This window comes from Vibrio sp. SCSIO 43097 (assembly GCF_023650755.1).
Lineage (GTDB): Bacteria > Pseudomonadota > Gammaproteobacteria > Enterobacterales > Vibrionaceae > Vibrio > Vibrio alginolyticus.
The window spans coordinates 720,305-733,221 of sequence record NZ_CP071841.1 but is presented as its reverse complement, the minus strand read 5'-3'; the positions used below and the strand labels follow the sequence as shown (position 1 = coordinate 733,221).

The window sequence follows — 12,917 nt, the reverse complement described above, 5'->3', positions numbered from 1 at the left end:
CTATTCTGATTTTAAATTGACGTTTACGTAAACTGAATACAAAGTTGATGCATAGGTGTAAAAGCGGTTACCAGTATCAAAGTTAGGTTTGATCAAATAGTGCTCAATGGAACGCACTTAAAATAACGAAAGGGAGATCAACTATGGTATCGGAATCGCCTCTGTTGCAGGTAAACGATATTTCATTGGCTTTTGGTGGGGTGAAAGCTTTAACTGACGTGAGCTTCCATGTGAATGAAAAGGAAATTTTTTCAATCATTGGCCCAAACGGTGCAGGTAAAACCTCAATGCTCAATTGCATCTCTGGTCGATACACACCAAACAAAGGCTCTGTAATCTTCGCTGGAGATGATGTAACTAAACGGACACCTAGCCAACGAGCTGAGTTAGGGTTGGGAAGAACCTTCCAAAACTTAGCGCTCTTTTCTCACATGTCGGTACTGGACAACATCATGGTTGGCCGACACCACCTACTAAAAAACAACTTCGTCACGGGGCCACTCTATTGGTTCTCTAATGCGCAGAAAGAAGAGATGGCGCACCGCAAATATGTGGAAGACGTGATCGATTTTCTAGAAATCCAGCACATCCGAAAAGCGACTGCAGGCACCCTATCTTACGGCTTACGTAAGCGTGTAGAGCTTGCTCGTGCCATTGCCTTAAAACCTAAGTTACTGCTGCTTGATGAACCAATGGCAGGTATGAACTTGGAAGAAAAGGAAGACATGGCACGTTACATCATGGATCTGAATGAAGAATTAGATATCACGATCATCATGATTGAGCACGACATGGGCGTGGTCATGGACATCTCTAATCGCGTTTTGGTTTTGGATTTCGGTAAACACATTGCTACGGGTGAGCCTGAAGAAGTGATGGCCAACCCACATGTGAAACAAGCGTACTTAGGCGAAGAGTTACCGACATTAGAGGAGAGTGCATAATGGCACAGCAACATAATGATTGGGCAGATATAACCCGCTTAGATACCTTTCCAAAAGTGTTGCAACACAATGCCAAGAACTGGCCCGAACAAGTCGCAATGCGTGAAAAGGAGTTTGGTATATGGCGAGAGTTCACTTGGAAGGATTATGAAAACCGCGTCAAGTGGATGGCACTGGCACTACGAGATTTGGGTATTGGTGAGCAAGATGTCGTTGGTTTGTTAGGTGATAACCGCCCGGAATGGGTATGGGGCGAGTTAGCGGCACATGCGATCAAAGGTTTCTCGCTGGGCATCTATCAAGATTCTATGCACGAAGAGGTGGCGTACCTTATCAACTATGCCAAAGCAAAAGTCGTGATTGCCGAAGATGAAGAGCAATGTGACAAGCTGCTTGAGCTTGGTGATGAAATTCCTAGCGTTGAATACATTATTTACTGCGATCCTCGTGGAATGCGTAAATACGATGATCCAAGATTGATTGATGTTGAACAGGTCTACAAAAAAGGTCAGCTGATTGATAAAGCGGACCCAGACAAATATCTCAATATGGTTGTTGAAACCAAAGGCAGCGATCTTTCAATTCTTTGTACAACGTCGGGTACGACTTCTAAACCAAAATTGGCTCAGCTACACAGTGGCACGTTCTTGGATCACTGTGCGGCTTACTTGCGTGCAGACCCTCGTTCCCCGGGCGACAACTACGTTTCTGTTCTGCCTTTGCCTTGGATTATGGAGCAGGTTTACGTGGTTGGTCAGGCGTTGATTTCTCGTCAAATCGTTAACTTTGTGGAAGAACAAGAAACCATGATGTCCGACTTGCGTGAAATCGGTCCAAACTTTGTGCTGTTAGCGCCACGTGTGTGGGAAAACATTGTGGCAGACGTGTCTGCACGAATGATGGATTCGACACCGTTTAAGCAAAAGATGTACAAACTGGGCATGAGCTTAGCCAACAAAGCGCTGGAGCAGGGTAAACGCTCTAAGTTGGCTGAATGGATTCTTCTGCGTGCTCTGCGTGACCGTTTAGGGTTTTCGAACCTGACATCTGCGGCAACCGGCGGTGCGGCGATGGGACCGGATACTTTCCGTTACCTACAAGCTATTGGTGTGCCACTTAAGCAGCTTTATGGTCAGACCGAAATGTGTGGCGCATACACCGTGCACCAAGCGGATGATGTGGATTACGATTCCGTTGGTGTTGCGTTTGATAATGCAGAAGTGAAAGTCATCAACCCGGACAGCAATGGCGTTGGTGAAATCATCGCGAAAAGTACAGGCATGTTTACTGGCTACTTAAACAACCAAGCAGCATATGATGAAGATGTTCAAGATGGTTGGATGCACACAGGCGATGCGGGCTATTTTAAAGATTCCGGTCACTTGGTGGTGATTGATCGTCTGAAAGATATGTCGGAAACCAGCCATGGCGACCGTTATTCGCCACAGTTTATCGAAAACAAACTCAAGTTCTCGCCGTTTATTGCAGAAGCCGTGGTGGTAGGTAAAGGTCGACCTTGGCTGTCTGCCATCATCTGTATTCGCTATGCGATCGTCGCGAAGTGGGCAGAGCAACGCGGCTTGGCATTTACCAACTACACCAACTTATCTGCTCAACCAGAAGTGTACCAAGCGATTCGTGAAGAAGTTCAAAAAGTGAACGAATCCCTACCGGATGCACAGAAGATCAGCAAATTCATTCTACTTTACAAAGAGCTGGATGCCGACGATGGAGAGCTAACTCGCACACGTAAAGTACGCCGTGGTGTGGTTGCAGAGAAATACGGAGACATCATCGAAACCATCTACAGCGACGATCCAAAAGTCGATGTCGATACAGTGATCACTTATCAAGATGGCACCAAAACACGCATTCAAACGTCGCTAGTTATTGAAACGCTTATTGAGCATGAGCCAACACTAGTGGATAGCGAACAACGGAGGATCGCATAGTGAATACGGATTTATTACTGCAACTCGTCATTAATGGCGTGATCGTTGGCATGTTGTATGGCGTTGTCGCCATGTGCTTTGTATTGATTTACAAATCGACCCAGGTGGTCAACTTTGCTCAGGGTGAGTTCCTGTTGATTGGCGCATGGGTATGTTGGGCGGCATTGGTACACCTACAGTTACCGTTTTTTATAGGCTTTTTACTCACGCTCGCGTTCATGATGATTTTTGGTATCGCCGTGCAAACCATTGTGCTCAGACCGTTGATTGGTGAACCGATTATCTCTGTGATCATGGTGACCATTGGTCTATCGATGTTTTTCCAAGCGCTGATGAAGTGGATATTCGGTGTCTCTGCTGTGTCGTACCCGCAAGTGTTCGAAACCAACGTGGTGAATATCGGAGGTTTGAATGTTGAGTTTGCTTACATTCTGAGCTTGATCTTCTCAATGCTCATCATGGGCGCGTTCTACTGGTTCTTCAAATTCAGCAAAATGGGTCTGGCAATGCGCGCAACGGCATTCAACCAGCAAGTAGCCCAGAGTCTTGGCATTTCCATCAAGAAAGTGTTCGCCATCAGTTGGGCCATTTCGGCAATGGTATCTGCAACAGCAGGGATTGTTATCGGTATCGTTAACGGCGTATCTGACGCGCTATCCATTATTGGTATCAAAGTTTTCCCAGCCGTTATTTTAGGTGGCTTAGACTCGGTAGTCGGCGCAATTGTCGGTGGTATTACCATCGGGGTGCTAGAAAACTTGGCTGAGTTTTTTGATAGCCAATACCTGCAAGTGGGTAACCTGTACAACATCGCACCATTCTATGTGCTGTTAATCATTCTTGCCTTCAAGCCATATGGCCTGTTTGGTACCAAAGATATTGAGCGTATTTAAGGAGAAATAACATGGCTCAACTTAGCATGCGCCCATGTGGGGATTTTCGAACCACATACAAAAGCGATACGCCAATTTTTGAAACCAAAACCATCAGAAGCCTTGCGATTGCAGGTGTCATCGCCATGCTGGCAGCACCGCTGGTCTTGGATATTTACTTCCTAAACCTGTTTATTCAGATTGCATACCTCGGTATCGCGGCATTGGGCTTAAACATTTTGGTTGGTTTTACCGGACAAATCTCGCTAGGTCACGGTGCGTTCTTTGGCTTTGGCGCCTTTGCATCGGCTTGGCTAAATAACCAGTTTAACATTCCAGTCGTGTTTGCGATTCCGCTCGCGGGTTACTTAACCATGATTGTGGGGATGCTGTTTGGTCTGCCAGCTGCTCGAATTAAAGGTTTATACCTAGCTATCGCAACGTTGGCGGCGCAGTTTATTCTAGAGGACTTCTTTGCTCGCGCAGATTGGTTCAGTGGCGGCTCATACGGTGCTAGCGCGAACCCAATTAATTTGTTTGGCTTTGAGTTTACGACTGACGAAAGCTTCTTCTACATCGCTCTGTTTGCGCTGATCTTCATGTATATGTGGGCATCAAACTTAATCCGTTCTCGTGACGGTCGCGCGTTTGTCTCAGTACGAGATCACTATCTATCAGCAGAGATCATGGGCATCAACCTAACCAAGTATCGTCTGCTCTCATTTGGAGTGTGTGCATTCTATGCAGGCATCGGGGGGGCACTCTACGGACATTATCTAGGGTTTGTATCAGCAGAAGGCTTCACCATCATGATGTCTATCCAGTTCTTGGCAATGATCATCATTGGTGGCTTGGGTTCAGTCAAAGGCACATTGATGGGGACGATATTTATCGTATTGCTGCCTGAAGTTTTGGAGTTTGGCGTAACGGGGCTTTCAGCGTTTGGTGATACCACCGCTTTCACTGATGGTCTGGCTTACTTCAAAGAGATGGCGATTGGTTTAGTCATCATGTTGTTCCTTATTTTCGAACCTCAAGGATTATCGCATCGCTGGCAACAGATTCGAGCATATTGGAAACACTATCCGTTCTCATATTAACGTGGAATTAAGTGGAATATACCTCAATAACAAGGACAACGAGTTATGAACAAAGGACATTTAGCGACAACGTTGGTGCTGTCATCTGCACTGTTTACTACCGCAACTTGGGCAAAAGATTCTGTGTTTGTCGGGCAATTAGTCGACTTTTCTGGACCAACTGCCTATGTGAGCAAGCCTTATGGTTCTGGCGTGCGAGACGCATTGCGTTGGATTAACCAAAACGGTGGCATTAACGGTACCGAGCTCGAATTTGAAACAGTAGACATGGCGTACAAAGTACCAGTGGCGATTTCTAACTATAAACGTTGGGTTGCGCGTAAAGACATGGTTGCGCTGCAAGGTTGGGGTACGGCGGATACCGAAGCGCTTATTTCGTTTGTTACCAAAGACAAAGTGCCGGTGTTCTCTGCTTCTTACTCTGGTCACTTAACTGACCCAACTGGCAAAAACCCAAAAACCGCGAAACCAGCGCCTTATAATTTCTTTTATGGTGCGTCGTACTCAGATGCGTGCCGTGCGCTAGTTAAGTGGGCGAAAGAAGATTGGGAATCTAAGGGCAATCAAGGTGCGCCGAAATTTACGCACATTGGCGATAACCATCCATTCCCGAATGCGCCAAAAGAAGCGTGTGCAGAGTACGCCAAAGAACTTGGTTTTGATGTGCAAAACCCAGTCGTTGTGTCACTAAAACCAGGGGACTTCAAAGCGCAATGTTTGTCGCTGAAAGAGTCAGGCACCAACTACGGTTACATTGCTAATATCGGTAGCTCGGTTATCTCACTAGTGAAGTCTTGTAACACGGTTGGGACAGAGTTCCAGTACATGGCAAACATTTGGGGCGGCGATAAGCCAGTGCTTGAAGCAGCAGGCGATGGCCTTAAAGATTACGTTTTCCCAGGTATGACGGCGTTTTGGGGAGACGATAATGAAGGCATGAAGCTGGTCCGTGAGATTTCTAAGCAGTCTGAATCAGAGCCGGGCGAATTCAGAACTCACCATTACATTCGCGGTATTTGTTCTGCGTTCTATATGAAAGAAGCAATGGAGTGGGCGAAAGACAACGGTGGTATCACAGGTGAAAACATCAAGAAGGGCATGTATGTCCATGACAACTGGGTACCACAAGGCTTAGAAGGTGTTTGTGTCCCTGCGAACTGGAAACCGGAAGATCACCGAGGCACAACAACCGTGAACGTCTTTATGGGCAACAACGATGGCGGCGCAGTTGATATTAAGAAAGTATCTCAGGTGACGTTGTCACGTCGTGACGATTGGCTAGGTTACTAATCTACGACTTATTAATAACAAAGCTTACTGAAAATAAGGATGGGTGAGAGAACACTCTCACCCTAGCAAGGAGTAGCTTGATGGCTGAATTAGCAACGAATATCGAACCGGCAGAAATACTGCTTTCAGTGAACAACATTGAAGTCGTCTACGACGAAGTAATACTAGTACTTCGCGGTGTGAGTTTAGAAGTTCCAAAAGGGCAGATTGTGACCTTACTGGGCGCCAACGGTGCGGGTAAATCCACAACGTTGAAAGCCATTTCTGGTTTATTGAAAACCGAAGATGGTGAAGTGACGCGCGGCGAAATCAACTTCATGGGCGAGCGTATAGACAACAAAAGCCCGGAAGAGATCGTCCGTTCGGGCATCTTCCAAGTTATGGAAGGGCGCCGAATTGTTGAAGATATGACGGTAATAGAAAATCTTCGCTTAGGCGCTTATACACGCTCTGACAACGAAGTTGAACAAGACATCGAAATGGTGTTTGACTATTTCCCGCGACTCAAAGAGCGCACTGGCCTGGCGGGCTATTTGTCTGGCGGTGAGCAACAAATGTTAGCGATTGGCCGAGCGTTAATGGCTCGACCGAAGATGATTTTGTTGGACGAACCGTCTATGGGGCTTTCTCCACTGCTAGTTAAAGAAGTATTCAGCATTATTAACAAGATCAACAAAGAGCAAGGTATTACCATGCTTTTGGTTGAACAGAATGCCAACTTCGCTCTTCAAGCGGCCGATTACGGTTACATCATGGAATCAGGCAAAATCGTACTAGATGGCAGCAAGCACGAATTGCTAAACAATGAAGACGTAAAAGAATTCTACCTTGGCGGCGGCGATGAAGATCGCAAGAGCTTTAAGAATCTGAAATCTTACAAACGTCGTAAGCGTTGGTTGTAAGGAGCAAGGATGAACGAACTATTTGATGCGAAAGAATCGTTGTCTCTACAGGCGCGAGAAGAGTCGTTGTTTCAACGTCTGCCAACGTTGATTGAAAATTCGAAAGTCAATAGCGAACATTACGCGGCGCATTTTTCTGGGTTAGAGCCTACATTGGCAAACAATCGTGAAGGGCTTGCTAAGTTCCCGATTACACGTAAGTTCAATGTACCTAATCAGCAGCAACTTAAACCGCCGTTTGGTGGCTTAAATAGCGTTGCCATTGGTCAAATGGCGCGTGTTTTTCAGTCTCCTGGGCCTTTATATGAGGCTCAAACGGATGAGGCCGATTTCTGGCGTATGGGGCGTGCGTTTCACGCAGCTGGGTTCTGTGCGGGTGATTTAGTGCATAACACGCTCTCTTACCATTTCTCTCCTGGCGGATTTATTATGGATGGTGGTGCAAGGGCTTGTGGCTGTGCGGTATTTCCGGCTGGAGTAGGCAATACCGAAGCGCAAATAGAGGCAATTAAACAGCTTCAACCTAATGGTTACACTGGCACACCTTCGTATTTGCTGACGTTGCTACAAAAGTACCAAGAGAAATACGATGAGCTGCCTAGCTTTGAGAAAGCTCTGGTCTCTGGTGAAGCGGTTACAGCAGACATGCAACAGATGTTTGAGGACAAAGGCATTGCAGTCTTTCAAGCCTACGCAAGTGCAGAGCTTGGTTTGATTGCTTATCAAGTGTCTGGTGAACAAGGATTAGTGATTGCCGAAGATATTATTGTTGAAATCGTTGATCCTGATGGTGTTCCTGTACAACCGGGAGAAGTCGGTGAAGTCGTTGTAACGTCGCTCGATGAGAAGTTCCCGCTGATTCGCTACGCAACGGGAGATTTATCGGCATACCTAGAAATGGGCTCGGATTCGCTACGCACGTATGCACGAATTAAGGGCTGGATGGGACGAGCAGACTCCGCGGTGAAAGTAAAAGGGCTGTTTGTTTATCCGCATCAGATCCAAGAAGTCTGTCGTCGCCACGATATTAAAGGCTCCTTGAAAATTGAACGCGATGGCTTCAACGATGCCATTACTTTCTGTTGTCATGATGTGCATGTATCAGCAGAGGACATTCAAGCAACACTCCAGTCTGTCACTAAACTGAAAGGCAATGTCCAGTTTGTACCGAACCAAGCGGAGCAGCCGTTAATCAATGATCTTCGCAGTTAACTCATTGGTGGCATAAGTGCAGTAGAAAGTGGTTGTCATAAAAAACTAACAACGTCAGACAAAAGGCTAGAAAAGGGATACCACATTGCGCTGCGTATCCCTTTATTTTTTACTACCGCAATCAGGGAGCGGGTAAATGAAACAGGCACCAATGATTAACACACAATTCTGGGATGATTTGTTTATCCGAGGCACTATGCCTTGGGATGCCCAATCGACACCTCAAGAACTCAAGGACTATCTCGACAATTCACTTCATGTAGGCCAGTCAGTGTTTATTCCTGGGTGTGGTGCCGCTTATGAACTGAGCACTTTTATTCAATATGGGCATGACGTGATCGCGATGGATTACAGCCAAGAAGCGGTAAAAATGGCGCAATCAGCGTTAGGTAACTACAAAGATAAAGTCGTATTGGGTGATGTATTTAATGCCGATTTTTCTCACTCGTTTGATGTCATTTACGAGCGGGCCTTTCTCGCAGCACTACCGAGAGACATGTGGTCAGAATACTTTTCGACGGTGGATAAATTATTGCCAAGCGGAGGTTTTCTAATTGGTTTTTTCGTCATTGATGATAATTACCTATCACGCTTCCCTCCATTTTGTTTGCGAAGTGGGGAGTTGGAGGGTTATCTAGAACCGGCGTTTAAGCTTGTGGAATCCTCAGTGGTGGCAAACAGTGTTGAGGTTTTTAAAGGCAGAGAACAATGGATGGTGTGGCAGAAACGTTAGTCGTCACTGAGACTTCTTTAGAAAGTATTCGCGGAAACTGTCTGGTTCTTTTTTAATCGCTGAAAAGTAAGTCACAAATGTATGATATTTGGTCGATGCCATGAGCCAGAGAGCGATAATAGGAAAAAGTACAAAACTAACAAAAAAAAGTTTATGTTCATCTTCAAGAAGGAATAGGCCAAGAGCGTAAACAAGGAACTGAAAGTAAATATTGATTAAGTTGATTTCTGCCGCTTTAGGTTTGCCTCTAACAATCATCATGCTTGGGATAACAAGCAGTAGAGTCATGACCCCAGCAAAAGAAAAGTTTAGAGCCAAGAAAGTATCAGTAGTTAAGTGCTCAGACGACTGGTCAATCAATATTGCCAGCAACGTTACTGCCATGCCGCCTCCCATCATAATCAAGGTAATGACTGCCACGCCAACAAGAAAAACCCAAATAGAAAGGTAATGGTTGTCAAAAAACTCTTCTGCCTTCAATCTTTTAAACCTCATCGATACATACTGTGAAATAACAGAGGTTACTTCACTCTATTCCTGTTGAGGGGATACTCACACAGAAAGAATACGTATGTAAAATATCAATAAGCGTTAGTTTTAAAGGCGGGAGTTACCCCCATAATAGGTCGAAAGGTATTTCAGAATGGCTTCGCGATTATCACCCGGCAGTTCATCCATCCCTTGCTCTTCAATCATCCAGTCTAAGGTTTCATCTCATCGTTGGCGGCTTAGTCATTGTTGTGTGACCATGTGTAACGAATGACAGGCTGAGCAGACTGCCGCGACGAGTTCCATATTCTCTCCTGGCGCTAATATCCCATCACCAGCTGATTTGACCTCCATTTCAGATGAAGCAGTATTCCAATCTGGTGGCGTGTAGGGTTTTGGGTTGCTAGCCATGCAATGATTGCGGCTCGCGCACCCTGGTCTTTTACGCCGGGAAAGACCATGTTTGTGCCCGGAGCAAACTCTGGTGGTGACGCCAAAAAAAGCATCCAGTTTTTCTGCGTCCCATTGACCTTGATGCTGTTTGATGGCTTCGCTGTAATTGAAGCCTGTAAAGCCGGCAATATCACGCTCTGCTAAGCCCCAAAGAGGCAGCCCCACAAGCACTTCCTCCATTTTTCAAACTGGTGACAAGCTTTACACACCATCGCTTGCTGTTCGCCTGCGGCTATCAACTCGTCATTGTTTGCTAAGGCTGAGTAACTTAACAGCGCGAGAAAAGTAAACGAGAGCGGGAAAACCCGCTTATTTAAGGATGTTGCTTTCACTGTTATTCCCCCTTCATGTTTAACCCTTAACAATCAGCGCGATTCGGTGGAAGGTGTTGTTGAGGTAACCTTTCGGGTTCCATGTGATAGCAAAAGGTTGGCCCACCTCTTGGTCATCAGTCGCCTTTGCCCCAACTTCGTAGTAGCCCGCTTGGGGGAATGTCACTTTGGCGTTGAACGTCTGCCAAGCGCTGTCATTGGCTGGGGCTGCGAGTTCGGCATCCATACATGTTGCGCCAAAATCAATCCTTTCTCGCTGCACTACCGAGAGACCAGTGGCCAGATTACTTTGCTATGGTGGATAAATTGCTGACAAGAGACGGTTTGTTAATTGGTTGTTTCGTTATAGATGATGATTACCACTCTCGCTTCCCTCCATTTTGTTTGCGAAGTGGGGAGTTGGAGGGTTATCTAGAACCGACGTTTAAGCTTGTGGAATCCTCAGTGGTGGCAAACAGTGTTGAGGTTTTTAAAGGTAGGAGCGCTGGATGGTGTGGCAGAAAAGTTGCCGTATTTAAACGCTATGGCATCAAATAATGAATACAAAATCAGCGTCACATAATGCATCTTTTAAAGACAATTATTCTTGTGGTAACGATAAGTGTTGTGAATTGGCGAAGTTGCGAGAAATGTGGATCATGTCCTTTGAAAATATAAGGATATATAATATGGACAAATCATTTTCTCTCATCGATAAGCCTACCTTCTTAGGCTCACTCTTTCTTTTACTCAGCGTCGTTATACCCTTAATTTTATTTCCCACACAAGGTGCGGATTGGATAGCTTCGGCCAAATTTTTCATGACCGATAAGCTTGGTGTGTTATACCTCGCACTGGGTATCGCAGCAATGTGTTTTATGATTTACACCGTGTTCAGCGATCTTGGCCAAATCAAACTTGGTGAAGCCGACGAGCAACCAGAATTTGGTAACGCCTCATGGGCTGCAATGCTATTTTGTGGAGGTATTGGCGCAAGTATTCTGTATTGGGGGTGTATCGAGTGGGCATACTACTATCAATCACCACCATTTCAGTTGGAAGCAGGCAGTGAAGAAGCCATTCGCTGGGCCGCGACTTATGGTCTGTTTCACTGGGGACCGATTGCTTGGTCAATTTACCTTATTCCTGCTCTGCCTATCGCTTACTTCTTTTATGTACGCAAACAACCTGTTTTGAAAATCTCTAGTGCGTTAATGCCTGTATTAGGAGAAAAGCGTGCAAACGGTGGTATTGGCAAGTTTATTGATGTGTTGTTTATTTTTGGTATGTTGGGTGGCGCGGCGACTACGCTTGGCTTAGCAGCGCCTCTTATCAATGGTGGTCTACATCATATCTTCGGTCTTCCAAACAATACCTTCAGCCAAGTGGCTGTATTACTTCTCTGTACTGCTATTTTTGGTTACTCCGCGTATGCAGGGCTTGAGAAGGGGATCAAATTCCTTAGTAACATTAACTTCTGGGGTGCGATGGGCTTGTTACTCTTTATACTTGCCGTTGGGCCAACCGTGTTCATGTTAGAAACGGGCTTAGATTCAATTGGTCGTATGTTGTCTAACTTCTTTGTTATGGCTACCTGGGCGGAGCCGTTTGGTGGTTATGGTGAGTTTACAGATACACACTTCCCGCAAGACTGGACTATTTTCTACTGGGCATGGTGGTTGGTCTTTGCTCCTTGTATGGGATTGTTTGTTGCGCGTATCTCGCGTGGAAGAACGATCAAACAGATGGTCGTAGGTTCTATATTTTACGGTTCTTTAGGTTGTTTCTTATTCTTCATTGTTTTAGGTAACTATGGTTTATCGTTGCAATTGACGGGTGAGCTTGATGTCATTGCAATCCTCAACGAATCAGGCGCGCCAGCGGCTATTTTTGCAACGTTAGACACATTACCGTTAGGGCCAATCGTTATTGGTGTTTTTACACTATTGTGTATCATTTTTACGGCGACTTCGTTTGACTCTATCTCGTACATTCTTGCGTCTGTGGTTCAAAATGATGTGACGGAAGAACCGATGCGCTGGAACCGTTTGTTCTGGGCGTTTACTTTGTCTTTTCTGCCAACCGTCCTAATGTTCATGGGAGGTTTATCGACATTACAAACCGCTGCGATCGTGGGAGGTTTACCGTTGTTAGTTATCTCGGTGATGTTGATGGTGTCCTTTGTCCGCGCGGCGAGCCTAGATATTAAACATCAAGCAGAATACGAAGAGCCAACCATTAACATTGAAGAACTGCCGGAAATTGACCCTTGGTCAACAGAGGGAATGGCTTTGGCGAAATTTGAGCGCTTTAAAGACTTAGCTCAACAGGCGGCTGAAGAAGAGCGCGAAGCAATGGCGGCCCTGATGAGCATGCGTAAGAGAATTCGCGCATTTGCCTTAGAACACAGCTGTGAATCTGGGTTTTCGGACCATCATTTACCAGAAGAGATGCAAACAGAGCTACAGCAACTAACCGAAGCGCTTGAGTTGGCTCAAAAGAAGAAACAAGAACTGTCTGAGCAAGCCCAAGAATCTCGAATGGAATTTAATCATGTGTTATTAGGCGGCGCGTCGGCAGGTTTAGCAACATCGCAGGCTTAAGAACAGGCACACAAGAGCCGAGTACAAACTCGGCTCTTTTTTTGCGTGGATACCTT

11 protein-coding genes and 2 pseudogenes are annotated in these 12,917 nt (G+C 45.7%); 10 read left to right on the top strand and 3 right to left on the bottom strand.

What is annotated here, in order from left to right; genetic code table 11:
* Positions 1 to 143: 143 nt before the first annotated feature.
* From J4N40_RS19675 to J4N40_RS19640, 8 genes are all read left to right on the top strand, one after another.
* Positions 144 to 944: an ABC transporter ATP-binding protein gene (locus J4N40_RS19675; protein WP_005373297.1), complete on the top strand. Its 801-nt coding sequence runs from the start codon at positions 144 to 146 to the stop codon at positions 942 to 944.
* Complete coding sequence (locus tag J4N40_RS19670; RefSeq protein WP_005373296.1) at positions 944 to 2,896, top strand: long-chain fatty acid--CoA ligase; 1,953 nt, start codon at positions 944 to 946, stop codon at positions 2,894 to 2,896. Before J4N40_RS19675 ends, J4N40_RS19670 begins: the two co-directional genes overlap by 1 nt.
* Positions 2,896 to 3,789: a branched-chain amino acid ABC transporter permease gene (locus J4N40_RS19665; protein WP_005373295.1), complete on the top strand. Its 894-nt coding sequence runs from the start codon at positions 2,896 to 2,898 to the stop codon at positions 3,787 to 3,789. The genes J4N40_RS19670 and J4N40_RS19665 overlap by 1 nt, the downstream gene beginning before the upstream one ends.
* Before the next feature lie 11 nt (positions 3,790 to 3,800).
* Complete coding sequence (locus J4N40_RS19660) at positions 3,801 to 4,868, top strand: branched-chain amino acid ABC transporter permease (RefSeq protein ID WP_005382737.1); 1,068 nt, start codon at positions 3,801 to 3,803, stop codon at positions 4,866 to 4,868.
* A 45-nt stretch (positions 4,869 to 4,913) separates the two neighbouring features.
* Positions 4,914 to 6,158: an ABC transporter substrate-binding protein gene (locus tag J4N40_RS19655; protein WP_005373285.1), complete on the top strand. Its 1,245-nt coding sequence runs from the start codon at positions 4,914 to 4,916 to the stop codon at positions 6,156 to 6,158.
* An 80-nt stretch (positions 6,159 to 6,238) separates the two neighbouring features.
* The gene (locus J4N40_RS19650; RefSeq protein WP_017633695.1) at positions 6,239 to 7,060 is read left to right on the top strand and encodes an ABC transporter ATP-binding protein; all 822 of its coding nucleotides are present in this window, start codon (positions 6,239 to 6,241) and stop codon (positions 7,058 to 7,060) included.
* A 9-nt stretch (positions 7,061 to 7,069) separates the two neighbouring features.
* Positions 7,070 to 8,272 carry a phenylacetate--CoA ligase family protein gene (locus tag J4N40_RS19645; protein WP_115386575.1) on the top strand — a complete coding sequence of 401 codons (1,203 nt, stop codon included), beginning with the start codon at positions 7,070 to 7,072 and terminating at the stop codon, positions 8,270 to 8,272.
* A gap of 136 nt (positions 8,273 to 8,408) precedes the next feature.
* Complete coding sequence (locus tag J4N40_RS19640; protein WP_115386576.1) at positions 8,409 to 9,005, top strand: methyltransferase domain-containing protein; 597 nt, start codon at positions 8,409 to 8,411, stop codon at positions 9,003 to 9,005.
* A 3-nt stretch (positions 9,006 to 9,008) separates the two neighbouring features.
* On the opposite strand, the gene J4N40_RS19635 is transcribed toward J4N40_RS19640, so the two are convergent.
* The 3 genes and pseudogenes from J4N40_RS19635 to J4N40_RS19625 all read right to left on the bottom strand — a co-directional run.
* Positions 9,009 to 9,485, bottom strand: a complete 477-nt coding sequence (locus J4N40_RS19635) for a hypothetical protein (protein WP_250654678.1) — start codon at positions 9,483 to 9,485, stop codon at positions 9,009 to 9,011.
* Between the two features lie 117 nt (positions 9,486 to 9,602).
* A pseudogene (locus J4N40_RS19630) lies at positions 9,603 to 10,222 on the bottom strand (c-type cytochrome).
* Positions 10,223 to 10,298: 76 nt separating this feature from the next.
* Positions 10,299 to 10,523 (bottom strand): annotated as a pseudogene (locus J4N40_RS19625) (molybdopterin containing oxidoreductase); the annotation flags it as partial.
* Here J4N40_RS19625 and J4N40_RS19620 point away from each other — a divergent pair.
* Positions 10,508 to 10,816, top strand: coding sequence for a class I SAM-dependent methyltransferase (locus tag J4N40_RS19620; RefSeq protein WP_226083206.1), 309 nt, complete (start codon positions 10,508 to 10,510; stop codon positions 10,814 to 10,816). The pseudogene J4N40_RS19625 and the gene J4N40_RS19620 overlap by 16 nt on opposite strands.
* A gap of 131 nt (positions 10,817 to 10,947) precedes the next feature.
* Positions 10,948 to 12,861 (top strand): BCCT family transporter, encoded by a 1,914-nt coding sequence (locus J4N40_RS19615; protein WP_064354691.1) that lies wholly within the window; start codon positions 10,948 to 10,950, stop codon positions 12,859 to 12,861.
* The last annotated feature ends 56 nt before the right edge of the window (positions 12,862 to 12,917 follow it).